We start from the raw sequence: 24,025 nt of genomic DNA, 5'->3' as shown, positions 1-24,025 counted from the left end.
ACTTCAGCGACCACCGACGATGGTCCGGGCCGAAGGGGCCGTTCGACTCAGTTCGTCGGGAGACGCAATGACGGATCGGCGCCGAGATCCAGGCCCGATGGACCGTCCGCAGCCAGGCGCCACCAGCCCGCGGCGGCAACCATCGCGGCGTTGTCGGTACACATCGCACGACTCGGGAGGAAGGCGCGGAGCCCGTCCGCGGCCGCCGCCTCGGCGACCCGCTCGCGCAGGCGCGAGTTCGCGGCGACGCCGCCGGCGAGACAGAGGCCGCTGGCGCCGTACTGCCGGGCCGCCTTGCGCGCCTTGGTGAGGAGCACATCCGCCACCGCCTCCTGGAACGAGGCCGCCACGTCCGCGATCGGCGTGTGGGGGTGCTTGCGGACATGGTTGACCACGGCGGTCTTCACGCCGCTGAAGGAGAAGTTCCATCCGTCGTTGGCCATCGCCCGCGGGAACGGGATCGCATCCGGGTCACCATCGGCGCTCAGCCGATCGATCGCTGGCCCGCCGGGATAGCCCAGGTCGAGGACGCGCGCGACCTTGTCGAACGCCTCGCCGGCCGCGTCGTCGACGGTCGCGCCGAGCACGCGATAGCGCAGGTGATCCTCCATGAGGATCAGCATCGTGTGGCCACCCGACACGAGCAGGATCACGAGCGGCATCTCGAGGTCCGGCTCCTCGAGGAACGAGGCGTACAGGTGGGCTTCGAGATGGTTGACGCCGATGAAGGGCACATCCCACACGAGCGCCATCGCCTTCGCCGCGGACACCCCGACGAGCAATGCGCCGACGAGGCCCGGGCCGTGGGTGGCGGCGACCGCGTCGATCTCGTCGGGTCGCAGCCCCGACACCGCCAGGGCTTCGTCCACGACCGGCATGATCGTCTCGACGTGGGCTCGGCTCGCGACCTCGGGCACGACGCCGCCGTAGCGCGCGTGGATGTCGACCTGCGACGAGACCACGTTCGCCCGCACGTCCGACCCGCCCACCACCACGGCGGCGGCGGTCTCGTCGCAACTGGTCTCGATGCCGAGGATGATGTCAGCGGTCATGTCAGGCCTCCGGGGCCGGGGCGAGGGCGGCGGTCAGACCCGCGAACCGGGAGGCGGTCTCGTCGGACTGGAGATCGGTCAACCACATGACGATCCCGTCGTCGTCGGGGTCGGAGTAGTAGCCCTTCCGGGCCCCGACGGGTCGGAAGCCGAAGCGGGCGTAGAGCTGCTGCGGCCGTTCGTCCGCGGCGCGCACCTCGAGCGTCGCCGCCGCGCTCCCGTGACGCCGCGCCTCGGTCAGCAGGGCGAGGAGCAGGGCGGTGGCGATTCCTTCGCTCTGGCGGTCCGGCAGGACGGCGACGGTCGTGACATGGGCTTCGTCCAGCACGAACAACAGACCGGCATGGGCGACGAGACGATCGTCGTCGATCACAACGAGATGATGCCGGTCGGCACCCCCGAGCTCCTTGCGCCAGGTGTCCACGGACCACGGATTCGGGTAGACGGCTTCGTCGACCGCCCGGACGGCATCGATGTGACGGGCCCTCATGGGCTCGATCCGGAGTGCGGTCATGCCGGACCGAACTTCGCGACGGCGTCCGGGGCGCGGAGATAGAGCGGTCGGATCGTCTCGGGAGCTCCCGCCTCGCCGACCCGACCGGCGGCGAGCGCGAGGATCGATTCCGGCAGGGGGTACGCGGTGACGGTGTGGTCCACGGTCGCGCCGGCGGCGAGGACGTCGGACTCGTACTCCGCCGCACCGTCGCCGACGAGCGTCCGGCCCGCGGCGATGGCATCCGTCGGCGGGCCGACCGCCGGCCCGCTCCCGATCCCGGCCGTGAAGGTCTCGTGGAAGACCTCGCGGCGACGGGCATCGAGCGCGACGGTCACGTCGACGCCCGCCTGCCAGGCGACCGCCTCGAGCGACGTGACCCCGACCATCGGGACGCCGAGCGTGTGGGCCATCGCCCGCGCGGTGGTGATGCCGACGCGGAGGCCGGTGTAGAGACCGGGGCCGACATCCACCGCCACGATGTCGATGTCGCGCACGGCGCGCCCCGCCTCGGCGAGTACCGACCGGATCTGCGGCGCCAACGACTCGGCGTGGCGCCGCGCCTGCACGGTGTGGGTCGCCGCGAGGGCACCGTCGACCGTGCCGAGCGCGCAGCCGACACACGAGGTGGCGGACTCGATCGCGAGGATCAGGGGTGCGTTCACGCGGCCCACTCCCCCAGTGCGCCCCGGAGTGCCTCCATGCGCCCGGTCCACCGCGCGCCGACGGCCGCGATCACGAACTCGCGGTCGTCGTCACAGTCGCCGAACGTGATCCGGACGTCGAGCCGGTCCTCGGGCAGCGCCGGGAGGATGATGTCGCCCCACTCGATCAACGTGACGCCCTCCTCCAGCAGTTCGACGAGGGCGAGGTCCTGGGCCTCCTCCAACGCCTCGATGCGGTAGACGTCGAGATGGTTGACCACGAGACGACCCTCGTACCGGTTGGCGAGGGTGAAGGTGGGACTCGTGACCGGCTCGGTCACGCCCAGCGCCGCCGCGAGACCCTGGGTGAAGGCGGTCTTGCCGGCGCCCAGATCGCCGACGAGCATCAGCAGGTCGCCATCGCCGACCAAAGGCGCGATCGCGGCCGCGAGGCCACGCGTCTGCGCGGCAGTGGCGGTGCGAAGCCGGATCTCGGAGGCGGATTTCACCCCTCGATGCTACCGACCGACTCCCGCACGGCCTGCTCCACCGCGACGACGGCGAGGAGGCGCACCTCGTCCACCGGCGCCTCGACGAGCCCGGTGGACGCGGCGACGAACGCGTCTCCGTCGGAGCGCATGTGGGGTGGCGTGATGGCCCGGGCGAGCCCGTCGTGAGCGCCCTCGGCGACCACACGGCACCCGACCTTGTCGAGTCGGGCGTTGGTCGCCACGACCCCGATCACCGTATTGCTGGCGTAGCCCTCACGGTCCGGGAATCCCGGGAACGTGCCGGCCCGCACGGTCGCGCTCACCAGACCGTCCTCGACATCGCCCGCCGCGTTGTTGGCCAGGATCACGCTCACCGCGAGCTCACCGCGGGTCACGCTGACGATCCCGATGCCTCCCGGGCGAGCCTCGGCAGGGTCCCGCCACTTCCCCACCATCGCGCCCGCACCGGCGCCGACCGCGCCCGTCGCCGGATCGGCGTCGGCGGCCCGCGCCGCACTGGCTCCGGCGGCGGCATCGGGCCGCACGTCGGCCCGCCCGACGCCGAGGTCGTACAACCCGAGCGCGACCACGATCGGCACCGGGCCGTTCGCCGTGGGGAAGCCGCGGCCCTCGTCCTCGAGCACGGCGACGACGCCGTCCGCGGCGGCCAGGCCGAACGCGCTCCCGCCGGTCAGCACCACGGCGTCGATGTGGGAAACGAGACGGGTCGGTTCGAGCAACGCGAACTCACGACTGGCCGGCGCGCCACCCCGGATCTCCCCCGAGGCGACGGTGTCGCTCGGGAACCGCACCACCGTGCAGCCGGTACGGGCCTCCGGGTCGGTCCAGTGACCGACGGTGAGTCCGGCGACGGCGAGTTCCACGCAGCCGACGCTAGCCCTCGACCGTGGCGGCGACCCGCTCGGCCGCATCGTCGTAAATCCGCGCGAGGACATCCCAGCCGAACGGCGCCATCTCGGCCGAGAGCCCGGCCACGGCCCGACGCCGGGCAGGGGCGTCGACGATCGCCGTCCGCAGCGCGGCGCGCAGCGTGCCGGGCTCGTACAGCGCGACGGGATGGGCCCACGCGGGCATGGTCTCCGGATAGGCGACGGCGGACGGGAGGACGGGCGTGGCCCCGGCCGCCACCGCCTCGATCACGGCGATCCCGAAGAACTCGTTGCGGGCCGCGGACACCACGATCTCGGCGTCGGCGAGCAGGCGCAGGTACTCGGTGCGGGGCTGATGGCCGCGGGCGACGACCCGATCGCCGAGCTCGTCGAGCAGCGGGTCGATCCGGTCGGCGTGGCCGCCGTGCCCGTCGCCCAGGACCGCAACCCGGAAGTCGAGGCCGTCGCGGGCGAGCTGCCCGAGAGCACGCACGACCGCGTCCACGTCCTTGTCGTGGTGCCACCGCTGGTTGCTGACCACGAGCGGCGGCGTCGCCCGCGGTCCCGGGTTCTCCGGTGGCAGATCCACCCCGACCGGCAGGACCCGCATCTTGGCGGTCACGGCGGACAGCAGGTGCAGGTGGTCGCCGTCCGGCACGGCGGCGAGGAAGGGCGGCAGGGCCGCGAGCAGCTCGTCTCGATGGAACGCCGAGTTGCACCAGATCTCGTCGGCGACCGTGAGGTTGCGCCAGGTCGTCCACGCAAGCCCGGGGTCGAGCGGCTCACCGGGTTGGCGCGGATAGGTGAGCTGGTTCTCGTGGAGGTACAGCACGGCCGGAACGGCGTGGTGCGTGCGCCGGAGGCGGCCGAGCAGGTCGCCGAGATCGACCATGTCCGAGGCGACCAGCAGGGCCGGCGGACCCTCGACCGCCGCCCGCTCGTCCACCGACGCGGCGAGCGTGGTCGACGCCCCCCGCATCCGCCAGCGCCACGCATTCGCGGCGAGGCCGAACAGGTCGACATCGTGGCGGGAGCGAACGGCCCAACCCCGCGCCCACGCTTCGTGACTGCCACCGAGGAACGGTTCGACGAGGTCGATTCGCATCGTCATCGGAGCCGGTGGGCGACGTCGGGCAGCCGATCGGCGACCTCCGACGCCAGGAGGCCGACGCCGAGTTCGGTGCCGGCCCGCCCGTGCAGGTGAGCGGCCACGACGCCCGCGTCGCGACCGTCCAGGCCGCGGGCGAGCAGGGCGGCGATCGCTCCTGCCAACACGTCGCCGGTTCCCGCGGACGCGAGCGCGGCCGTGCCCGACGTGACGACCCGGCTGATGCCCTTCGGCCCCGCGACGACGGACGTGGGCCCCTTGCGCACCACGGTCACACCGTGGGCGATGGCGAACGCGCTCGTGGCCGCGAGCCGATCCGGATCGGTCGAGCCGCCGAGCCGGGCCCACTCACCGTCGTGAGGGGTGAGGACGGTCGGCGCCGACCGAGCGGACAGCGCGGCGAGCAACTCCGGCTGGAGCGCGTCCCCGTCGACGACGAGGGCCGCATCGGTTGCCGCGACCGCGAGAAGGTCGTCGAGGGAGGCCGGACCGAGACCCGGGCCGACCAGCACGCATCCGATCCGCTCGAGGCCGTCCGTCGCCTCCGCCGACCAGTTCGTCGCCGGCAAGGGGTGACCGACGACTTCGGTCGGGCCCTCGTCACCCCGCCCGCCGGGAAGGGCGAGCTGCACGATGCCGGCGCCGAGGCGTACCGCCGCTCGGGCGGCAAGGGACGCCGCACCGGTCATGCCGGGCGCCCCACCGATCACCCGCACCGCGGCGCGCCACTTGTGATCGTCGACCGGTCGTCGCGGCAGGAGGGCCGCGACATCCCCGTCGTCGACCGCGCAGGACGACACGGCCCCGGCGTCGAGCCCGATGTCCACGACCTGCACGTCACCGCCGAGCGAGCGACCCGGCTCGAGCACCAACCCGGGCTTGAGCGCCACGAAGGTGACCGTGCGGTCGGCGGGCCACGGATCGCCGAGCCGCTCGCCGGTGAGCCCGTTCACCCCGGACGGCAGGTCCACCGCGAGCACCGGCGACGCAGGGTCGATCGGTGGCGGTGTGTAGGGACGCGACAGACCGTTCCCGAACGCCGCGTCGATCACGAGGTCGGCGAGCAGCGCACGATCGCCGGGGGCGAGTGCGTCGACCATCTCGACCCGCACGCCTCGCCGGCGGAGGTGGGCGGCCGCCGCCCGCCCGTCGGCGCCGTTGTTGCCGGGTCCGACGAGTACGGTCACGCGGCGCCCGTAGGTCCCGCCGAGCATGTCGAGGGCGGCGAGGGCGACGGCGCGCCCGGCGCGGTCGATGAGGTCGTCCATGCGGTCCGCGGCCACGGCATCGACGGCGGCCATCTGCGCGGGGGTGAGAATCGGGATCACGAGGCGAGCGCCACCACCGTCGCCTGCGCGAGCGTGTCGGTGTGGCTGATCGTCAGCAGGAACCGGGTCGCCCCTGCGGCGCCGGCGACCTCGGCGGCCGCACCGTGGAGCCGGAGCTCGGGCCGGCCGTCGTCGTGCTTGACGACTTCGATGTCGGCGAGGTTCATGCCCCCCAGGCCGAGCCCGAGGGACTTCAGCGTCGCCTCCTTGGCGGCGAAACGAGCCGCGAGGCGGGCGGTCGGGTCGGCCGCCTTTTCGGCGTAGGCCCGCTCGCCCGGACGGAAGAGCCGTTCGGCGATACTCGGCGTGCGCGCGAGGACCTCGCGGAAGCGGTCGATGTCGACCAGGTCGGTCCCGATACCCAACATGCCCGGAGACTACCCGGGCGCTCCCGTCAGCTCAGTCGCCAGCGATCGGCGAGGGCGTTGATCGGCAGGGTGAGGAGGTCGGCGACGTCCTGCTCACCGAGCAGGTCCTCACGGAAGGTGTCCTCGGTCTCGATCACGGCGTCACGCAACGCCGAGTACCGGTTCCGGTAGCCCTGGAGCACGCCACGGGCGGCCCCCGGCGAGAGTTCGTCGGCGAAACGCACCTGGAGCAGCGTGAGCCCGGTGGTGACGTTGTCCTTGAGCTCCGGCACGATCACGACGGTGCGACCGTCACTGCGCCCCCGGGCGACGAACACCCGGCGCTCCAGCGCGACCTGGTGCTTCGTGCCCCGCAGCGTCGGCGAACGGTCGGTGCGGCTCGGGATGTTGCGGCTGATGCCGCCCCGGTCCACGACCACCGCCGCGGCTTCGCCGGACCCGTCCTCGTCGAGCCCTTCGATCCGGTAGCGGGTGTGGCCGAGCACCTCGGCGACCGCGGGATCGAGATCGGCGAGGGTGCGCAGCGACGCATAGCTGAGTCGGTCGCGCGGGGCGCCGGCTTCGAGCGCGGCGCGGGCCAGGGCGGCCTCGAGCAGCGTCTCGTCCGAGCGGCTGATTCCCACCGTGACGGTCTTCGCCTGGTGTTTGATGGCGTCGATCGGGCGGGTCAGCTCCTCGATGCTGAGCGTGAGCGCGGCCGCGAGATCGTCGAGCACGACCGCCGGCGTGCCGACCTTGCCGTACTCGATCTGATACGCCTCGAGCGGCGACCAGCCGAGCGCGAAGCGCAGCAGCGACGCCACCTTGACCGCGGTACCGGCCTCGAGGTGACCGTTGTAGGCGCCGGTGCGCACACCGTCGAAGAACGCCGTCGCCGTCCGCTCGAGCGCGGGGCGGACCAGCTCGAGCGCGGCTTCGCCGTCCACGTCGTCGCGCGCCGCGACCTGCTCGATCGCGCTGCGGGCCTCGCGCATCGGCATGGCCTGCGCGTCGATCGCGAGCGCGACCTCGTAGCCGAAGAGATGACCGGCCATCGTCGAGAGGATGAAGCCGAGGCGGGGGTCGACGGAGGGCACCGGGAGGACCGCGAGCGCCGCGTCGAACCGGGCCTCGCCCTCGTCGGCCACGACGATCGGGGCCGCCTTGTGGGCCCGGAAGATCGCGACCTCCTTGGCGACGTCGTCGGCGGTCGAGCCGGACAGCCCGGCCGCGCAGACGAGGATCAGCGGCTCCGACGAGAGGTCGATGTGCTTCTTGTCCTCGGTGCTGTCCGCCGCGATCGACTTGTAGCAGAGCTCCGACAGCTTGATCCGCACCTCCTGGGCCGCGATGCGGTTCGCGCCATTCCCCACGATCGCCCAGTAGCGGCGACTCGGGGCGAACTGCCGAGCGGCTTCCCCGATGAGGTCGCGCCGGCCGAGCACCGTCTCGAGCGCCGCCGGCATCGCGTTGATGCCTTCGAGCAGCGAGCGACGATCCTCACTGCCGACCTCGCCCAGGAGTTCGTCGGCGATGGTGACGGCGAGGAGAAGGCCCGCCGCGATCTGCGAGTAGAACGCCTTGGTGGACGCGACGCTCATCTCCACGTCGCGCCCGTCGGAGGTGTAGAGCACGCCATCGGCGCGGTCGGTGAGATCACTGCCCCGGCGGTTGACGATGGCGATCACCTTCGCCCCGCGGTTGCGGACGATGTCGACCGTGCGGTTCGTGTCCGTTGTCGTGCCCGACTGGCTCACGGCGACGATCAGCGTGTCGCTCATGTCCGACCGCAGGGAGAACCCGGACAGCTCCGTGGCCAGGATCGCCTCCGCGCTGACCTCACCCTCGGGGATCAGCACGTCCAACGCCGCCGCGAGCGATTGGCCGGCGACCGCGGCGGTTCCCTGGCCGATGACGAGGACCCGGGTGATCGAGCCGTCGCGCAGACCCTCGCGCACCTCGACCGGGACGATCTCCGGACCGAGGGCGACCTCGAGCCCGTTGTCGCCGTCGACGATCTTGCCCCGGAGGGTCTTGCGGAACGAGGTCGGGGCCTCGCCGATCTCCTTCATGAGGTAGTGGGGGTGGTCACCGCGATCGATGTCGCGGGTGGTGATCTGGGCGACGGCGACATCGTCTTCGGTCGCCGGCAGATCGGTGCCGTCGTAGGCGCGCCGCAGGATGCCCTCGAGCGACCCGGCGGAGGCACCGTCGAGCTCGACGATCTGGCCACGGCTCGCGTTCGGGTTCTCCGGATTGCCCGGCGTCTCGCCGTCCATGCGGACGTAGCGGGCGGTCTCCTCGACCACGCCGTAGGGCTCCGACGCGACGATGTAGCTGTCCTCGGCGAGGCCGATGTAGAGCGCCTGTCCGCTGCCGCGAAGGGCGAGCTGGAGCTTGTCGGGCGCCGACGCAGTGGACGCGGCGATCGCCACCGAGCCCTCGAACGTGGCGACCGTGCGGCGGAAGGCCTCGGCCGACTCGAGGCCCTCACCCAGCCGACAACTCATGAGGCTCGGGATCACCTTGGCATCGGTCGTGATCGCCGGGGTGATCGTGACACCTTCCTCGGCGATGAGATCGGCGAAGTTGTCGACGTCGCCGTTGAGCGCGCCAACGACGTAGGGGCCCTCGGCGTCGACCAGCTCGCTGTTCAACGGATGCGCGTTGGGTTCGCTGATGATGCCGATCGACGCCCAGCGGGTGTGCCCGAGCACGAGGGTGCGGGCCTCGTCGTTGGCGAGGGCGGCCCGGAGCAGCTCGTCCTCCGCGAACGCCCGACGGATGACGGCGGTGTTGTCGCCGAGCTCGCCGATCTCCGCCGCGGTCTTGTGGACGACGCTGAACACACCGTCGACGACACGGACGCTGCCGGAACCGAAGTTGGCGTCGCCGGAGCGGGCTTCGATCTGCGCCTGGACCGCGGGGTCGGCGAGATCGAGTGCGTGGTCGTGGACGAGCAGGTGCAGGCCCGCACTGTCGCGACCGCGGACCTCGAGACGATCGAGCGCGGAGAGTGCCTGGTGCACCGAGAGGAACGCTTCGAGCGCACCGGCCGAACGGGAATCGCCGGCGAGCTCGGCCACGACCTCCGCGGCGCGGATCCGGTCGCGGGTGATCGCCCACACCCCGTCGCGAACGCGGATGAGTTCGTGATTGCGGCGCTCCAGCTCCGCGGTGGGCAGAGCCGCACCGGCTTCCATCGCCGCCTCGATCGCCTCCACCGCAGCCTGGACCGCGGCGCAGTGATGGCTCAGCGCCGGCGCGACCGAGGCGTCCTCGAGCAGGAGCCGGACACCGGGGACACCACGGAGAAGCGCATCGACTGTCTCGAGCTCGTCGCCGGCCCGGCGGAGGGCCGAGGTGATGTCCTCGGCCGACCCCAGGGCGGCGGCGAGGTCGGTCAGCGGTGTGACGACGTCAGCCGCGGCGGGTGTCGGTCGAGTCGAAGGCCGCCGGACGACAGCGATGATCCCGCACATGGATGTGTCCTCCACGGAGCAAAGGGGGTCGGGAACCCAGTCGGCCGCCCGCGCAGAGCAGTTTAGAGAGGTCCGACGGGATCCCTTCGTCACCCGAGATGAAGCGGGGGTCAGACCCCAGATGTTGCGGCTAACTGAACAGGGATTCGACGGCGGAGACCAGGCCGTCGGCTTCCATCTGCGCTTCGGCGTCGGTTTCCGCCTCGACCATCACCCGGATGAGGGGTTCGGTGCCGGACGGCCGGATGAGCACGCGGCCGCGACCGGCCATCCGGGCGAGCGATGCGTCGACGAACGGGGCGAGCGGCGTGTCGACGTCGTCCGGTCGGCTCGCCACGCGGACGTTGCGCAGCACTTGCGGGAGTCGCGTCATGGAGGCGCCTGCGAGATCGGCGAGGGAGCGGCCCGTCCGCACGACCACGTCGAGCAACTGCACCGCGCTGAGCACGCCGTCACCGGTCGACGCCAGCTCGCGGAAGATCACGTGGCCCGACTGTTCACCGCCGAGGCTGTAGCCGCCGGCGTCGAGCGCTTCGAGGACGTAGCGGTCGCCGACCTTCGTGTCGATGATGTGGATCCCCGCGGCCTCCATCGAGCGACGGAAGCCGAGGTTGGTCATCACCGTGACGACGACCGCATCGCCGGTCAGCGCGCCCCGCTCGTGACGGTCGAGCGCACAGACGGCGATGATCTGATCGCCGTCGACGATCTCCCCCGCCGCGTCGACGGCCACGAGCCGGTCGGCGTCACCGTCGAAGGCCACGCCGAGATCGGCGCCCTCCGCGACCACGGCGGCCTGGAGCGACTCCGGATGGGTGGACCCGCACCGGTCGTTGATGTTGCGCCCGTCGGGGTTCGCGTGGATCACGGTGACGTCGGCGCCGAGACGGTCGAAGACGGCGCCCGCCACGGTCGAGGCGGCGCCGTTCGCCGCGTCGGCGATCACCCGGAGTCCGGCCAGGGAGCGCCCGTCGAGGCTGGCGACGGCCGCCGCGACATGTCTCTCCACGGCATCGGCGTGGCGGTCGGCACCCGACCCCTCGGTCGGCGTGTCGCCCGCCGCGAGGAGCTCGTCGAACCGCGCCTGGATCCGGTCTTGCACGGCATCGCCGAGCTTGGAACCGCCCGGGGCGAAGAACTTGATCCCGTTGTCGTGCCACGGGTTGTGGCTGGCCGACACCATCGCGCCGGCGACGCCCTCGTCGGCGCACCAGCGGGCCACGGCGGGGGTCGGCACGACACCGAGGTCGGCCGAGCTGCCGCCGGCCGCCTTCACGCCCGCATGGATGGCGGCGGCGAGGGCCGGACCCGACTCACGGGTGTCCCGGCCGACGACGAAACCGTCGGAGCCGAGGATCTCCGCGCCGGCGCGGCCGAGGGCGGCCACCGCATCGGTGGTCAGGACATCGCGGGCGTCTCCCCGCATGCCGTCGGTGCCGAAGCGCAGGCTCACGGCGTCTCCATCGGCAGGACGGTATCCGCCGACAGCGCTTCGATCAGCGCTTGCTGTACTGCGGAGCCTTGCGGGCCTTCTTGAGGCCGTACTTCTTGGACTCCTTCTTCCGCGGATCGCGGGTGAGGAAACCGGCTCGCTTCAGCGCTTCACGATGTTCGCCGTCGAGCTCGATGAGTGCACGGGCGATCCCGAGGCGAAGCGCCCCGGCCTGCCCGGTGGTGCCGCCGCCGTGGATCGTGGCGTCGATGTCGTAGGTGCCCGCCGTCTCGGTGATCTCCAGCGGGAGAATCGAGTTGTTGCGATGGGTCTTCGACGGGAAGTACTCGTCGAGGGGGCGACCGTTGACGGTGACGGTGCCGGTGCCGGAGTGCACGCGCACTCGGGCGACGGAACGCTTGCGGCGGCCGGTGGACTGGACGAGCGGAGTGGTCATCGAAGGATTCCTGATCAGGCCCGGGGCCGCGCCACGGCGTGGGCGATCTCGAGGGGCTGGGGGTTCTGGGCGGAGTGGGGGTGCGTCGGGCCGGCGTAGACCTTCAGCTTCTTGATCTGGGCACGGCCGAGACGGGTCTTCGGGATCATGCCCTTGATGGTGTCGATCAGCGCCTGCTCGGGCTTGCGGGCCATCTTCTGGGCGTAGGTCTCGCTCTTGAGGCCGCCCGGGTAGCCACTGTGACGGTGGACGAGCTTCTTCTCGGCCTTGCCCGCCGTCAGCACGATCTTGTCGGCGTTCACGATGATCACGTGATCGCCGGTGTCGAGGTGCGGGGTGTAGGTGGCCTTGTGCTTGCCGCGCAGGATGTTGGCGACTTCGGTCGCGAGCCGACCGAGGACGAGGCCTTCGGCATCGACGACGTGCCAGGAGCGTTCGATCTCGCTGCGCTTGACTGAGGTGGTGGACACTGGGGTCTCCGAGGACTTCTGATCCGAATGATCGGATAGGACCGTTCAAGGCTACGGGGGAGATCCGGCAACGCCAAACGCCACGGGCGGGAACTTCGCGCGCCGTGGCAGTGTAGGAAGGGCATGCGCACTCACCTGCTCACGATCCCGCTCGTCCTCGCTCTGCTGCTCGCCTCCTGCGGTGACTCGGTCGACACCGCGACCGCGGATCCGGGTGCCGCCACGGCGGCGGCGGCGGCGGCAGCGGTGGCCTTCACCTGCCCCGTGACGATTCCCCCGAATCCCGGCCACACGCCGACGAGCGATCACCCGCCGACACCCGCCCATCTCGAGGACACGGTCTGGTACGGCACCGACGCGTTGTGGACGGTCGTTCCCATCGACGGCTCGCATCTCCCCCGCAAGGGCGTCTACTGGTCGGCCGATTTCGACGTGAACGAGGACGAGACGCCCCCGCTCGCCGTCACCTACGAACAGCTCGATGGCGACGGGTTCGTCGACTATCCGGCGCCGGGCACGAACGCCTACACGACCGAGGACGGCTGGTTCATGATGAACGGCATCGATCCGGACGAGCCCGGCTGTTGGGAGGTCACCGCCACCTACGGCGACGCGACCGTCACCTACGTCTACGAGAAGTCGTAGCGCGCATCCCACAGCACGAGGCCGTGGCCCGGGGCCGGGCTGAGCACGAAGCTCCGGTCCTTCGCCTCCAACGCGGTCGCCATGAAGCTCGGGTCGCGGCGGCCCCGACCGATCTCGACCATCAGGCCGGCGAGGCTGCGCACCATCGAATGGGTGAAGGCGTTGGCGGTCACCTCGAAGACGGTCTGGTCGCGGTCGACGAACCAGTGCGCTGACTGCATACGCCGGAAGAACGACTCGTCCGGCCGGGACTTGTTCTTCTTGGAGAACGTCGTGAAGTCGTGGCCGCCGACGATCATCTCGGCCGCCTCGTTCATCGCGTCGAGATCGAGCGGTTCGCGTACGTGCCAGGTCGTGTGGCGGGTGAGCGGGTCGGGCACCGGATGGTTGTGAACGAGGTAGCGATAGGTCCGACCCCGGCAGGAAAGGCGGGCATCGAAAATGGGATCCGTCGCCTCCACGTCCTGGAACGTCATCTCCGGGCCGAGCGTGCGGTTGAGTGACCGGCCGAGCCGCGCGCCGTCGAAGTGCTCGGCATCGGCGTCGAACGTGATCATCTGCCGTCGGGCGTGCACGCCGCGGTCGGTGCGGCCCGCGCACGCCAGCTTCACGGGATGGCGGAGCACGCGAACGAGGGTCTCCTCGAGCACGCCTTCGACCGTCCGGACGTCCGACTGTTTGGCGAAGCCCGAGAACCCCGCGCCGTCGTACGCGATCCACATGCGGACGCGGACCATCCCCTCGGGTGGGGGCGGCGGGACACGGGGTTCCTGGGTGGCCACGGCGCGATCCTACGGGTGGTCGGTCGGCTCGGAACGGCGAACGCCCCGCCGGTGTCCCGGGCGGGGCGTTCGTTCAGCGTTCTGAGAACGTATTGGGGTCTGACCCCAGAAAGTACGTCAGACGAACTCGATGCGGGCCATGGGGGCGTTGTCGCCGGACCGGGGGTCGAGCTTGATGATGCGCAGGTAGCCGCCGGGGCGATCCTCGTAGCGGGGACCGATCTCGTCGAACAGCTTGCTGGCCATCTCGCGATCGCGAAGGAACTTCACGACCTCACGGTGGTTGTGAACGCCACCCTTCTTGGCCTTGGTGATCATCTTCTCGGCGATCGGCCGGACCGCCTTGGCCTTGGCCTCGGTGGTGGTGATGCCTTCGGCGGCGATCAGCGAAGCGACCAGGTTGGCCATCATGGCCTTCTGGTGCGCGGAGCTGCCGCCGAAGCGCTTGCTCTTGCGGGGACGTGCGGGCATCTCGGTGTCGCCTTAATCGCGGTTGCGCAGGGTCAGGCCCCGCTCGTCGAGCTTGGCGATGACCTCGTCGAGGCTCTTCTGACCGAAGTTCGTGATGGCCAGCAGATCGTCTTCGCTCTTGAGCAGCAGCTCGCCCACGGTGTTGACCTGGGCGCGCTTGAGGCAGTTGCGGGGACGCTCGGAGAGTTCGAGGTCCTCGATGGGGAGATCCATGTCCGGGCCGCCGGTGGCGACCTGGACGGCTTCACCGAGCTCGAGCCCCTGGGGCTCGTCGCTCATCTCCTCGACCAGCTGGACGAGGGCCCGCAGGGTGCCGCCGGCCGAGGCCAGGGCGTCGCGCGGGGTGATGGAACCGTCGGTCTCGATCTCCAGGACGAGACGGTCGAAGTCGGTCGACTGCTCGACGCGGGTCGGCACGACCTCGAAGGCCACCCGACGAACGGGCGAGTAGATCGAATCGACCGGGATCACACCGATGGTGGTGGAGGTGTTGTTCTTGTCGGCGGACACGTAGCCCCGACCGGTCTGCACCGTGATGTCGATGGCGAGACGGCCCTTGCCGTTGACGTTGGCCAGCACCAGGTCGCCGTTCAGCACCTCGACGTCGGGGTGGGGCTGGATGTCGGCGGCGGTGACCTCCGCGGGGCCGCGGGAGTCGAGCCGCAGCGTGACGGGCTCCTCGCTGTGGACCGTCAGCACGAGGTCCTTCAGGTTGAGGATGATGTCGGTGACGTCCTCGGCGACACCGGTGATGGTGTCGAACTCGTGGAGGGCGTCGTCGAATCGCACCTGCGTGACTGCGGCGCCGGGGATCGACGAGAGCAGGGTGCGGCGGATCGAGTTGCCGATCGTGTGGCCGAAGCCGGGTTCGAGTGGGCCGATGGCGAACCGCTGAAGGTTGCCTTCGGCCTCGTCGATGGCTTCGACGGTGGGACGCTGGATGACGAGCATCGTGTACCTCGGCTACTTCGAGTACAGCTCGACGATGAGCTGTTCGCGGACGGGAATGTCGATCTGCTCACGAATCGGGAGCTCACGGACGGTCACCTGGAAGTTCTCGCCGACCTCGAGCCACGCCGGCGGCGTGCGATCGAGAACGTCGGAGTTCCACTGGACCACGGTGAAGTCGCGAGCCTTCGTGCGCAGCTCGATGACGTCGCCCTTGCGCACGCGATAGCTCGGGATGGTGACCCGGCGACCGTTGACGTTGACGTGCCCATGGTTGACGAACTGGCGCGACTGCGGGCGGGTGGCACCCCAGCCGGCGCGATAGATCACGTTGTCGAGCCGGAGCTCGAGATAGCGCAGCATGTTCTCGCCGGTCACGCCCTGACGACGCGAGGCCTCGGCGAAGAGGTTGCGGAACTGGCGCTCGGTGAGGCCGTAGGTGAAGCGGGCCTTCTGCTTCTCCTGGAGCTGCATCAGGTACTCGCTGACGGAGCCACGACGGCGCGACCGACCGTGCTCGCCGGGCGGGTAGGGGCGCTTGTCGAGGGCGATGGTCTCGCCCTTCGTGCCCCAGATGTTGGTGCCGAGGCGACGCGACACGCGCGCCTTCGGTCCGGTGTAACGAGACATTTGCTAGACCCTCCGCCGCTTGACGGGACGGCAACCGTTGTGCGGGATCGGGGTGACATCCTTGATGCCGGTGACCTCGATGCCTGCATTCTGAAGAGAACGAATGGCGGTCTCACGGCCGGAGCCGGGACCCTTCACCTGCACGTCGACCTTGCGGACGCCGTGCTCCATCGCGCGACGGGCGGCCTGCTCGGCGGCCATCTGCGCGGCGTAGGGGGTGGACTTGCGCGAGCCCTTGAAGCCCACGTTGCCGGCGGAGGCCCAGGCGATGATGTCGCCCTGCTGATCCGAGATGGCGATGATCGTGTTGTTGAACGACGACTTGATGTGGGCGATGCCGTGGGTGACGTTCTTGCGCTCGCGCTTGCGGGGCCGACGGCCTCCGGCTGCTGGGGTAGCCATTACTTCATGACCTTCTTCTTGCCGGCAACGGTCTTCTTGGGACCCTTGCGGGTGCGAGCGTTGGTGTGGGTGCGCTGACCACGGACGGGCAGACCACGACGATGGCGCAGACCCTGGTAGCAGCCGATCTCCATCTTCCGCTTGATGTCCTGGCTGACCTCACGGCGCAGGTCGCCCTCGACCTGGAGCTCGCCGTCGATGTAGCCGCGCAGCTTGGCGACCTCGTCGTCGGTGAGGTCACGGACACGGGTGGTGTTGTCGATGCCGGTCGCCTCGCAGATGTTCACTGCGGTGGTGCGGCCGATGCCGTAGATGTAGGTGAGCGAGATCCCGACCTGCTTTTCGCGGGGGATGTCGACGCCGCTGATGCGTGCCATTTCAGCCTTGCCTCTGCTTGTGACGCGGGTTTTCGCAGATGACCATGACTCGGCCGTGGCGACGGATCACCTTGCACTTGTCACAGATCTTCTTGACGGAGGGACGAACTTTCATGAATGCGAGCTACTTGTATCGATAGGTGATCCGACCTCGTTGGAGGTCGTACGGAGTGAGTTCCACCTGGACCTTGTCGCCAGGGAGGATGCGGATGTAGTGCATGCGCATTTTGCCGCTGATGTGCGCGAGCACGTCATGGCCGTTCTCCAACTCCACGCGGAACATGGCATTGGGGAGCGACTCGGTGACCGTCCCTTCCAGGACGATCGCATCTTCCTTGGGCTTTGCGATGGCGAAAACCTCCACACAGGCGCACGAGCGGTTGCTCGCACGCAGAAACAGGCCCGGCAAGCCAGGCCAGCGCTCTACGCTATCGGGCGCGCGGGAGGCGTCCAACCCACGCGGGACAACAGGGACAGGGCATTCGGCACGGTTTCAGCGAACCGCTTCGATCACGGCGCGAAGGCGCTCGAAGACATCGTCCTCGGAGCCGACGCCGTCGACCGTGGTGAGCAGATCCCGGGCGGCGAACCAGTCGAGCAACGGGGCGGTCTGCTCTTCGTAGAGGGCCAGCCGCTTGTCGATGGCTTCGGGGGTGTCGTCCTCGCGACCGCGGGCCATCATGCGCTCGCGGACGACGTCGACGGGCACGTCGAGGTTGATCGCGCGATCGATCGCGACACCCTGATCCGCGCAGATGCGTTCGAGGGCGTCGGCCTGATCGGCGGTGCGGGGGAAGCCGTCGAGCAGCACGCCGTTGGCCATGATGTCGTCGGCCGCGAGCCGCTCGGCGACGATGCCGTTCATGATGTCGTCGCCCACGAGACCGCCGGCGTTCATCACCTCTTCGGCCTGGCGGCCGAGCTCGCTGCCGGCGGCGACCGCGGCGCGGAGCATGTCGCCGGTCGAGATGTGGATGCAGCCGAAGGTCTCGGAGATACGAAGGGCTTGTGTGCCCTTGCCCGAGCCCTGACGGCCCAGGATCACCAATCGAAGTGCGGCCATGACTATTTGAGAAAGCCTTCGTAGTTGCGCATCATCAGCTGGCTGTCGATCTGTTTCATCGTCTCCAGCGCGACACCGGACGCGATGAGCAGGGAGATGCCGCCGAAGGCGAAGCCGCCGGCGCCACCGCCACCGCCGGTGCCCGAGTCGAGCGTGATGTTGATGAGGATCGACGGCACGAGAGCGACCGACGCGATGAAGAGGGCGCCGGGGAACGTGATCCGGGAGAGGATGCGGGCGAGATACCGCTCCGTCTGCGGACCGGGCCGAATGCCCGGGATGAAGCCACCCTGCTTGCGGATCGTGTCGGCCTGCTTGGCCGGGTCGAACGAGATCGCCGTGTAGAAGTAGGCGAAGCCGACGATCAGCAGGCCGAAGAAGATCAGGTACGTGATCGCGGCCGGGTTGGCGAGGTTGTTGTCCACCCAGCGCTGCACCGAGCCACCCCAACCGTCGTTGGGAAGGGCGACCGCGATGAGGTTCGGCAGGTAGAGGACCGAGCTGGCGAAGATGATCGGGATGACACCCGACTGGTTCACCTTCAACGGGATGTAGGTGGACTGGCCGCCGTACATGCGCCGCCCGACGACCCGCTTGGCGAACTGGACGGGGATGCGCCGCTGACCCTGCTCGACGAACACGATCGCCACGAGCAGCATCACCGCCACGGCGATGAGGGCGATGAGCGGGCCGCTGCCGTTCTCGGCCTGCACCAGCGCGCCCTGGGCCGGGAGGCTGGAGACGACGCTCGTGAAGATCAGCAGCGACATGCCGTTGCCGATGCCCCGCTGGGTGATCAGCTCACCCATCCACATCAGCAGCGCCGTGCCGCTGGTGAGGGTGAGGACGACCACGAAGACGGTCCAGGCGTTGAACTTCGGGAGCAGGTCGATGTCGTTGCCGACGATGCCGCCGTTGTGGAACAGGAAGGCGAAGGAGGTCGACTGCACGACCGCGATCGACACGGTGAGGTAGCGCGTCCACTGGGTGATCTTGCGCTGACCGACCGCGCCCTGCTGCTGCCACTGCTCGATCTTCGGGATCACGACGCCGAGGATCTGCATGATGATCGACGACGTGATGTAGGGCATGATCCCCAGCGCGAAGACCGCGAACTGGGTGAGCGCACCGCCGGAGAACAGCTGCATGTAGCCGAGCAGGCCCGACTGGTTCGCCTGGTCCCGCAGGCCCTGGACCGCTTCGATGTCGACGCCCGGCGCCGGGATGAAGGATCCCAACCGGTACAGGCCGATCATGGCCAGGGTGAAGATGATCTTGTTGCGCAGGTCGGCGACCCGGAACATGTTCAAAACCCGCGTGAGCACTGTTCTCCTACCCCGTTTCCTGCCCCGAAGGGGAAATCAGCGGTTGGTGTGTTGGTTGAAGCTTCCGTGCGGAGGACGACGATCGCCCCACGGGAGCGGCAGCGTCTCGACACTACCCCCGGCCGCGGTGATAGCTGCCTCTGCGGATTTGGAGAACCCGTGCGCCTTGACCGTGATCGCCTTGGTGAGCTCACCACGCCCCAGGATCTTCAGCAGGGCGCCCTTGCCGATGAGGCCGCGCTCGAGGAGGATCTCGGGCGAGACCTCCGTGAGACCGGTCTCCTCGAGGGTGTCGAGGTTGATGCCCTGGTACTCGACGCGGAACGGGTTGGTGAACCCGCGCAGCTTCGGGATCCGCTGCAGGAGTGGCATCTGGCCACCCTCGAAGCCGACCGGGACGGTGTTGCGGGCGCGCTGACCCTTGGTGCCACGGCCGGCGGTCTTGCCGCCCTTGCCGCCGATACCGCGAGCCTTGCGCTTGCCGCGCTTGTTGGAGCCGTCAGCGGGCTCGAGATCGTGGAGCTTGATCATCAGTCAGCGTCTCCTGTGCCGTCTTCGACACGAATCAGATGGGGAACCCGGGCGATCATGCCGCGGACCACGGGACCGTCTTCGATCTCGTTGGTCCGGCCGATGCCCCGCAACCCGAGGGCGCGCAGGGTGCCGCGCTGCTTCGGCTTGGTGCCGATCGCGGAGCGGACTTGGGTGACTTTGATGGTGGCCATCACGACACCTCACTCGGCGCGGCCGGCGCGTCATCGGACGCGTCGCGCTCGCTCTCCTTGTAGGCCGCCCAGAGGCCGGCCGGGAGGAACTCGTCCGGATCGAGCCCGCGCAGCCGCGCGATCTCGTCGGGACGACGCAGACCGCGCAGACCGTTGATGGTCGCGCGGGCGACGTTGATGTGGTTGGGCGAGCCCAGCGACTTGCAGAGCACGTCGTGGATGCCGGCCTCTTCGAGGATGGCGCGCGCGGCACCACCGGCGATCACACCGGTACCGGGGGCGGCGGGCTTCAGCATGACGCGGCCTGCACCCATCTCACCGATGGTCTCGTGGACGATCGTCGAACCGGCCATCGGCACGGCGAACAGATTGCGGCGGGCTTCCTCGGTGCCCTTCTGGATCGCCAGCGGCACCTCCTTCGCCTTGCCGTAACCCAGACCGACCTTGCCGGCGCCGTCGCCGATCACCACGAGCGCGGTGAAGCTGAAGCGACGACCACCCTTGACGACCTTCGCCACGCGGTTGATGTTGATGACCCGCGACTCGCGCAGACCTTCACCACCGTCACGTGGGTTCGGCTCTCGTTCCCTGTTTCCGTAGGACATCAGAACTTCAATCCTCCCTCGCGGGCTGCGTCGGCGAGCGCCGCAACCCGGCCGTGGTAGCGGAAGCCACCACGATCGAATACCACCGTGTCGACACCGGCGGCCTTGGCCCGCTCCGCGAGGAGCGCTCCACACTTGCCGGCCGCGTCGACGTTGCCGTTCTTGTCGGCGCGCAGCGCCGACTCGGTGGTGGATGCCGCGGCCAGGGTGACGCCCGAAAGGTCGTCGATCACCTGCGCGGAGATGTGCTTGTTGGACCGGAACACGGCCAGACGGGGACGCTCGGCCGTGCCGCGCATCGTCTTGCGGATCCGGTAGTGACGCCGGGCACGGTCCTGCCGACGCTTCTTCGCGGTGTACGCCATGACTACTTGGCCGCCTTTCCGGCCTTGCGGATCACGCGCTCGTCCACATAGCGGATGCCCTTGCCCTTGTAGGGCTCCGGCTTGCGCCACTTGCGGATGTCTGCGGCCACCTGGCCGACCAGCTGCTTGTCGATCCCCTTGACGAAGATCTGGGTCTGCTGGGGCACGTCGAACTCGATGCCCGCAGGGGCCTCGATGTTCACCGGGTGACTGAAGCCGAGCGCGAGCTCCAACTTGTCTTTGCCCTTGGCGGTGGCGCGATAGCCGACGCCCTGGATCTGGAGTTCCTTGGTGAAGCCCTCCGTCACCCCGATGATCATGTTCTGGATCAGGGTGCGGCTGAGGCCGTGGAAGGACTTGGATGCGCCGGTGTCGTCCGGCCGTTCGACGACGAGGGTGCCCTCGTCCTCACGGACCGTGATGCCACCGGTGAGGGTCTGGGCGAGCTCGCCCTTGGTGCCCTTCACCGTGATGGTGTCGCCCGAGATCGAGACCTCGACGCCACTCGGGACGGTGATCGGGTTGTTGCCTACGCGAGACACGTCAGCCTCCTCACCAGACGAAGCACAGGATTTCGCCGCCCATGCGGTTCTTCCGTGCTTCGCGGTCGGACATCAGGCCCTTGTTGGTGGACACGATGGCCACACCGAGACCACCCTGAACACGGGGGATCTCGTCGCGGCTCTTGTAGATGCGCAGGCCGGGCTTGGAGACGCGCTTCAGACCGGAGATGACGCGAGCCCGCTCGGGGCTGTACTTCATCTCGATCGTCAGGGTCCGGCCGGGCTTGTCGTTGTTGTCCTCTTCGGAGAAGCCGCTGATGTAGCCCTCCTTCTCGAGAAGGCCGGCAAGCGCGACCTTCTGCTTCGAGGACGGCATGCGTACGTCATCGTGCATCGCCACGTTGGCGTTGCGGATGCGGGTGAGCATGTCGGAAATGGGATCGGTCATCGTCATCGCAGGGTCACCTCCTCACCAACTGGCCTTCTTCACACCGGGCAGTTCGCCCGCGTGTGCCATCTCTCGCAAGCAGACTCGGCACAGGCCGAACTTGCGGTACACCGAACGGGGCCGGCCACAACGGCGGCACCGGGTGTAGGCGCGCACCTTGAACTTCGGGGTGCGCTGCTGCTTTTCGCGGAGTGCTTTCTTCGCCATGGGTCACTGCCCCTCGCGTCGGAACGGGAAGCCGAACGCAGCCAGGAGAGCCCGGCCGTGGTCGTTCGACGTCGCCGTGGTGACGATCGTGATGTCCATGCCCCGCGTGGTGTCGACCTTGTCGTAGTCGATCTCGGGGAACATGAGCTGTTCGGTGACACCGAAGGTGTAGTTGCCGTTGCCGTCGAACGACTTCGGCGACAACCCTCGGAAGTCGCGGATACGGGGGATCGCCAACGAGATGAGGCGATCCAGGAACTCGTACATGCGGTCGCCCCGGAGGGTGACCTTGCAACCGATGGCCTGGCCGTCGCGCAACTTGAAGGTGGCGAGGCTCTTCTTGGCCCGGGTGACCACCGGCTTCTGGCCGGCGATGGTCTCCATGTCGGTGAGGGCGCCCTCGAGCAGCTTGGCCGAACCGGCGGCCTCGCCGACGCCCATGTTGAGGACGATCTTCTCGATCTTGGGCACCATCATGACGTTGGGGAGTTCGAGCTCGCTCTGGAGGGCGCTCTTGATCTCCTCGTTGTACCGGGTGCGCAGCCGAGGCTGATAGGTGGTCGTGCTCATCGTTCTGCCCTCTTGCCGCTGGCGCGGCGGGCCGGGCGGCCACGCTCGCAGTGCTCGCTCACAGCTCGGCCCCCGTTCGCTTGCAGACGCGGACCTTGGTGCCGTCGTCGAGGATCTTGTAGCCCACGCGGGTGGCCTTGCCGTCCTTGGGGCTGACCACCGCGACGTTGGACACGTCGATCGGCATCGCCTTGTCGATGATGCCGCCCTGCTGGTCCTGACGGGTGGGCGCCTGGTGCTTCTTCGCGATGTTGACGCCGTCGACGATGACCTTGCCCTTTTCGGGGATGGCCCGTTCGACGACACCCTCGGCGCCCTTGTCCTTACCGGACAGCACGACGACGCGATCGCCCTTGATGATCTTCATGCTCTTCGTGGTGCTGTTCTTGCCAGCCATGTCAGAGAACCTCCGGCGCCAACGACACGATCCGCATGAACTGCTTGTCGCGCAGTTCACGACCGACCGGGCCGAAGATGCGAGTACCGCGGGGCTGACGCTGATCGTTGATCAGCACCGCCGCGTTCTCGTCGAAACGGATGTAGCTGCCATCCGGTCGACGCTTTTCCTTCTTCACCCGGACGACGACGCACTTGACGACATCGCCCTTCTTGACCTGAGCGCCGGGGATCGCATCCTTGACCGTCGCGACGAAGACGTCGCCGATCGAGGCGTAGCGACGCTTCGAACCGCCGAGGACCTTGATGCACAAGACCTCCTTGGCGCCCGAGTTGTCGGCGACCCGCAAGCGGGATTCCTGCTGGATCACTTGGCACGCTCCAGGACTTCGACGAGGCGCCAGCGCTTGTTCTTCGACAGCGGCCGGGTCTCCTGGACCCGCACGCGGTCGCCCACGTTGAGGGTGTTCTCCTCATCGTGCACGTGGAGCTTCTTGTTGCGCTGCACGGTCTTCGCGTAGCGACGGTGACGGACACGGTCGATGGTCTCGACCACCGCCGTCTTGTCCATCGCGTTCGACACGACCATGCCCTCGCGCACCTTGCGGGCGTTCTCACGAACGCCGGTGTCACGCTCTGTCTGCTCAGCCATCGGAACTCTCCAGCGCCTCTGCATCGGCGATCTCGCGGGCCCGCAGCTCGGTGAGCACGCGGGCGATGTCCTTCTTGACGGCCTGCATCGCCGTCGAATTGTCGAGCTGGCCGGTGGCGAACTGGAAGCGCAGGTTGAACAGCTCTTCCTTGTGGTCCGCGAGCTTCTCGAGCAGGTCGGTGTCGCCGAGGTCGGCGAGTGCCTTTGCCTTCGCCATCAGAAACTCTCCTCACGGCTCACGAAGCGGGCCTTGATCGGCAGCTTCTGGATCGCACGGTCGATCGCCTCGCGGGCGATCTCCTCGTCCTGGTACGACAGTTCGAACAGGATCCGGCCCGGCTTCACGACGGCGACCCACATCTCGGGGTTGCCCTTGCCCGAACCCATGCGGGTCTCGGCCGGCTTCTGGGTGACGGGCTTGTCCGGGAAGACGTTGATCCACACCTTGCCGCCACGCTTGATGTGGCGGGTCATTGCGATACGACCGGCTTCGATCTGACGCGCGGTGATCCATCCGGGCTCGAGCGCCTGGATGCCGTAGTCGCCGTAGGTGACCTCGGTCGCGCCCTTCGACACGCCCTTGGTCCGTCCCCGGTGCTGTTTGCGGTGCTTGACCTTCTTGGGCATCAACATGACAGCAACCTCAGTCGTTCGCCCGGAAGTGCGGGGTCTCGCTCTGCTCGCGAATGGACGCCTCGATGGCGTCTTCCTCGTCGA

At 69.0% G+C, this 24,025-nt stretch carries 36 protein-coding genes; 1 reads left to right on the top strand and 35 read right to left on the bottom strand.

Annotation, left to right across the window (positions count from 1 at the left end):
* Nucleotides 1-47: 47 nt before the first annotated feature.
* The 12 genes from tsaD to rplM all read right to left on the bottom strand — a co-directional run bounded on the left by tsaD (nucleotide 48) and on the right by rplM (nucleotide 12,194).
* The gene (gene tsaD / locus R8F63_19520) at nucleotides 48-1,052 is read right to left on the bottom strand and encodes a tRNA (adenosine(37)-N6)-threonylcarbamoyltransferase complex transferase subunit TsaD (GenBank protein MDW3220798.1); all 1,005 of its coding nucleotides are present in this window, start codon (nucleotides 1,050-1,052) and stop codon (nucleotides 48-50) included.
* 1 nt (nucleotide 1,053) lies between these two features.
* A complete protein-coding gene (gene rimI, locus R8F63_19515; GenBank protein ID MDW3220797.1) occupies nucleotides 1,054-1,566 on the bottom strand; it encodes a ribosomal protein S18-alanine N-acetyltransferase in 513 nt (170 codons plus the stop codon).
* Nucleotides 1,563-2,210, bottom strand: coding sequence for a tRNA (adenosine(37)-N6)-threonylcarbamoyltransferase complex dimerization subunit type 1 TsaB (tsaB, locus tag R8F63_19510; GenBank protein MDW3220796.1), 648 nt, complete (start codon nucleotides 2,208-2,210; stop codon nucleotides 1,563-1,565). The genes rimI and tsaB overlap by 4 nt, the downstream gene beginning before the upstream one ends.
* A complete protein-coding gene (tsaE, locus tag R8F63_19505) occupies nucleotides 2,207-2,698 on the bottom strand; it encodes a tRNA (adenosine(37)-N6)-threonylcarbamoyltransferase complex ATPase subunit type 1 TsaE (GenBank protein MDW3220795.1) in 492 nt (163 codons plus the stop codon). Before tsaE ends, tsaB begins: the two co-directional genes overlap by 4 nt.
* Nucleotides 2,695-3,564, bottom strand: a complete 870-nt coding sequence (locus R8F63_19500) for a P1 family peptidase (protein ID MDW3220794.1) — start codon at nucleotides 3,562-3,564, stop codon at nucleotides 2,695-2,697. The genes tsaE and R8F63_19500 overlap by 4 nt, the downstream gene beginning before the upstream one ends.
* 10 nt (nucleotides 3,565-3,574) lie before the next feature.
* Entirely contained in the window at nucleotides 3,575-4,681 is a 1,107-nt protein-coding gene (locus tag R8F63_19495) for a DUF3524 domain-containing protein (protein MDW3220793.1), read from the bottom strand.
* Nucleotides 4,678-6,006: an NAD(P)H-hydrate dehydratase gene (locus R8F63_19490; GenBank protein MDW3220792.1), complete on the bottom strand. Its 1,329-nt coding sequence runs from the start codon at nucleotides 6,004-6,006 to the stop codon at nucleotides 4,678-4,680. The genes R8F63_19495 and R8F63_19490 overlap by 4 nt, the downstream gene beginning before the upstream one ends.
* Nucleotides 6,003-6,374 carry a holo-ACP synthase gene (locus R8F63_19485; GenBank protein MDW3220791.1) on the bottom strand — a complete coding sequence of 124 codons (372 nt, stop codon included), beginning with the start codon at nucleotides 6,372-6,374 and terminating at the stop codon, nucleotides 6,003-6,005. Before R8F63_19485 ends, R8F63_19490 begins: the two co-directional genes overlap by 4 nt.
* Nucleotides 6,375-6,400: 26 nt before the next feature.
* Nucleotides 6,401-9,835: an SIS domain-containing protein gene (locus R8F63_19480; protein MDW3220790.1), complete on the bottom strand. Its 3,435-nt coding sequence runs from the start codon at nucleotides 9,833-9,835 to the stop codon at nucleotides 6,401-6,403.
* A gap of 130 nt (nucleotides 9,836-9,965) precedes the next feature.
* The gene (glmM, locus tag R8F63_19475) at nucleotides 9,966-11,288 is read right to left on the bottom strand and encodes a phosphoglucosamine mutase (protein MDW3220789.1); all 1,323 of its coding nucleotides are present in this window, start codon (nucleotides 11,286-11,288) and stop codon (nucleotides 9,966-9,968) included.
* A gap of 43 nt (nucleotides 11,289-11,331) precedes the next feature.
* Entirely contained in the window at nucleotides 11,332-11,724 is a 393-nt protein-coding gene (gene rpsI, locus R8F63_19470; protein ID MDW3220788.1) for a 30S ribosomal protein S9, read from the bottom strand.
* Nucleotides 11,725-11,738: 14 nt separating this feature from the next.
* Nucleotides 11,739-12,194, bottom strand: a complete 456-nt coding sequence (gene rplM / locus R8F63_19465) for a 50S ribosomal protein L13 (GenBank protein MDW3220787.1) — start codon at nucleotides 12,192-12,194, stop codon at nucleotides 11,739-11,741.
* Between the two features lie 123 nt (nucleotides 12,195-12,317).
* On the opposite strand from rplM, the gene R8F63_19460 reads away from it, so the two are divergent.
* Nucleotides 12,318-12,839: a hypothetical protein gene (locus R8F63_19460; protein MDW3220786.1), complete on the top strand. Its 522-nt coding sequence runs from the start codon at nucleotides 12,318-12,320 to the stop codon at nucleotides 12,837-12,839.
* On the opposite strand, the gene truA is transcribed toward R8F63_19460, so the two are convergent.
* The 23 genes from truA to rplP form a co-directional block, all read right to left on the bottom strand.
* Complete coding sequence (gene truA, locus R8F63_19455) at nucleotides 12,824-13,621, bottom strand: tRNA pseudouridine(38-40) synthase TruA (protein MDW3220785.1); 798 nt, start codon at nucleotides 13,619-13,621, stop codon at nucleotides 12,824-12,826. The two genes, R8F63_19460 and truA, sit on opposite strands and share 16 nt — an antisense overlap.
* A 117-nt stretch (nucleotides 13,622-13,738) precedes the next feature.
* Nucleotides 13,739-14,092 (bottom strand): 50S ribosomal protein L17, encoded by a 354-nt coding sequence (rplQ, locus tag R8F63_19450; GenBank protein ID MDW3220784.1) that lies wholly within the window; start codon nucleotides 14,090-14,092, stop codon nucleotides 13,739-13,741.
* A 12-nt stretch (nucleotides 14,093-14,104) separates the two neighbouring features.
* Nucleotides 14,105-15,043, bottom strand: a complete 939-nt coding sequence (locus R8F63_19445; protein ID MDW3220783.1) for a DNA-directed RNA polymerase subunit alpha — start codon at nucleotides 15,041-15,043, stop codon at nucleotides 14,105-14,107.
* A gap of 12 nt (nucleotides 15,044-15,055) precedes the next feature.
* Nucleotides 15,056-15,670: a 30S ribosomal protein S4 gene (gene rpsD / locus R8F63_19440; GenBank protein ID MDW3220782.1), complete on the bottom strand. Its 615-nt coding sequence runs from the start codon at nucleotides 15,668-15,670 to the stop codon at nucleotides 15,056-15,058.
* A 3-nt stretch (nucleotides 15,671-15,673) separates the two neighbouring features.
* On the bottom strand, nucleotides 15,674-16,072 hold the full coding sequence (gene rpsK, locus R8F63_19435; protein ID MDW3220781.1) for a 30S ribosomal protein S11: 399 nt from the start codon (nucleotides 16,070-16,072) through the stop codon (nucleotides 15,674-15,676).
* A complete protein-coding gene (gene rpsM, locus R8F63_19430) occupies nucleotides 16,072-16,449 on the bottom strand; it encodes a 30S ribosomal protein S13 (protein MDW3220780.1) in 378 nt (125 codons plus the stop codon). Before rpsM ends, rpsK begins: the two co-directional genes overlap by 1 nt.
* 1 nt (nucleotide 16,450) lies before the next feature.
* On the bottom strand, nucleotides 16,451-16,564 hold the full coding sequence (gene rpmJ / locus R8F63_19425; GenBank protein ID MDW3220779.1) for a 50S ribosomal protein L36: 114 nt from the start codon (nucleotides 16,562-16,564) through the stop codon (nucleotides 16,451-16,453).
* 9 nt (nucleotides 16,565-16,573) lie between these two features.
* Nucleotides 16,574-16,798: a translation initiation factor IF-1 gene (gene infA, locus R8F63_19420; protein ID MDW3220778.1), complete on the bottom strand. Its 225-nt coding sequence runs from the start codon at nucleotides 16,796-16,798 to the stop codon at nucleotides 16,574-16,576.
* A 144-nt stretch (nucleotides 16,799-16,942) separates the two neighbouring features.
* On the bottom strand, nucleotides 16,943-17,512 hold the full coding sequence (locus tag R8F63_19415; protein MDW3220777.1) for an adenylate kinase: 570 nt from the start codon (nucleotides 17,510-17,512) through the stop codon (nucleotides 16,943-16,945).
* Between the two features lie 2 nt (nucleotides 17,513-17,514).
* A complete protein-coding gene (gene secY, locus R8F63_19410) occupies nucleotides 17,515-18,816 on the bottom strand; it encodes a preprotein translocase subunit SecY (GenBank protein ID MDW3220776.1) in 1,302 nt (433 codons plus the stop codon).
* Nucleotides 18,817-18,873: 57 nt separating this feature from the next.
* A complete protein-coding gene (gene rplO / locus R8F63_19405) occupies nucleotides 18,874-19,365 on the bottom strand; it encodes a 50S ribosomal protein L15 (protein ID MDW3220775.1) in 492 nt (163 codons plus the stop codon).
* Nucleotides 19,366-19,367: 2 nt separating this feature from the next.
* Nucleotides 19,368-19,565, bottom strand: a complete 198-nt coding sequence (gene rpmD, locus R8F63_19400; GenBank protein ID MDW3220774.1) for a 50S ribosomal protein L30 — start codon at nucleotides 19,563-19,565, stop codon at nucleotides 19,368-19,370.
* A complete protein-coding gene (gene rpsE / locus R8F63_19395; protein ID MDW3220773.1) occupies nucleotides 19,562-20,167 on the bottom strand; it encodes a 30S ribosomal protein S5 in 606 nt (201 codons plus the stop codon). The genes rpmD and rpsE overlap by 4 nt, the downstream gene beginning before the upstream one ends.
* A complete protein-coding gene (gene rplR, locus R8F63_19390; protein ID MDW3220772.1) occupies nucleotides 20,167-20,532 on the bottom strand; it encodes a 50S ribosomal protein L18 in 366 nt (121 codons plus the stop codon). Before rplR ends, rpsE begins: the two co-directional genes overlap by 1 nt.
* Nucleotides 20,533-20,534: 2 nt before the next feature.
* The gene (gene rplF, locus R8F63_19385) at nucleotides 20,535-21,074 is read right to left on the bottom strand and encodes a 50S ribosomal protein L6 (GenBank protein MDW3220771.1); all 540 of its coding nucleotides are present in this window, start codon (nucleotides 21,072-21,074) and stop codon (nucleotides 20,535-20,537) included.
* A 10-nt stretch (nucleotides 21,075-21,084) separates the two neighbouring features.
* Complete coding sequence (gene rpsH / locus R8F63_19380; GenBank protein MDW3220770.1) at nucleotides 21,085-21,489, bottom strand: 30S ribosomal protein S8; 405 nt, start codon at nucleotides 21,487-21,489, stop codon at nucleotides 21,085-21,087.
* Nucleotides 21,490-21,504: 15 nt separating this feature from the next.
* Entirely contained in the window at nucleotides 21,505-21,690 is a 186-nt protein-coding gene (locus R8F63_19375) for a type Z 30S ribosomal protein S14 (GenBank protein MDW3220769.1), read from the bottom strand.
* A gap of 3 nt (nucleotides 21,691-21,693) precedes the next feature.
* Entirely contained in the window at nucleotides 21,694-22,260 is a 567-nt protein-coding gene (gene rplE, locus R8F63_19370) for a 50S ribosomal protein L5 (protein MDW3220768.1), read from the bottom strand.
* A gap of 58 nt (nucleotides 22,261-22,318) precedes the next feature.
* The gene (gene rplX / locus R8F63_19365; protein MDW3220767.1) at nucleotides 22,319-22,627 is read right to left on the bottom strand and encodes a 50S ribosomal protein L24; all 309 of its coding nucleotides are present in this window, start codon (nucleotides 22,625-22,627) and stop codon (nucleotides 22,319-22,321) included.
* Nucleotides 22,628-22,658: 31 nt separating this feature from the next.
* Nucleotides 22,659-23,027: a 50S ribosomal protein L14 gene (gene rplN, locus R8F63_19360; protein MDW3220766.1), complete on the bottom strand. Its 369-nt coding sequence runs from the start codon at nucleotides 23,025-23,027 to the stop codon at nucleotides 22,659-22,661.
* The gene (gene rpsQ / locus R8F63_19355; GenBank protein MDW3220765.1) at nucleotides 23,024-23,308 is read right to left on the bottom strand and encodes a 30S ribosomal protein S17; all 285 of its coding nucleotides are present in this window, start codon (nucleotides 23,306-23,308) and stop codon (nucleotides 23,024-23,026) included. Before rpsQ ends, rplN begins: the two co-directional genes overlap by 4 nt.
* A complete protein-coding gene (rpmC, locus tag R8F63_19350; GenBank protein MDW3220764.1) occupies nucleotides 23,301-23,525 on the bottom strand; it encodes a 50S ribosomal protein L29 in 225 nt (74 codons plus the stop codon). The genes rpsQ and rpmC overlap by 8 nt, the downstream gene beginning before the upstream one ends.
* Nucleotides 23,525-23,941 carry a 50S ribosomal protein L16 gene (gene rplP / locus R8F63_19345; protein ID MDW3220763.1) on the bottom strand — a complete coding sequence of 139 codons (417 nt, stop codon included), beginning with the start codon at nucleotides 23,939-23,941 and terminating at the stop codon, nucleotides 23,525-23,527. Before rplP ends, rpmC begins: the two co-directional genes overlap by 1 nt.
* Nucleotides 23,942-24,025 lie beyond the last annotated feature (84 nt).

It is taken from the genome of Acidimicrobiales bacterium (assembly GCA_033344915.1).
GTDB lineage: Bacteria > Actinomycetota > Acidimicrobiia > Acidimicrobiales > Aldehydirespiratoraceae > JAJRXC01.
Note: the sequence above shows the minus strand (reverse complement) of the source record. Positions and strands in the feature narration are given on the sequence as shown.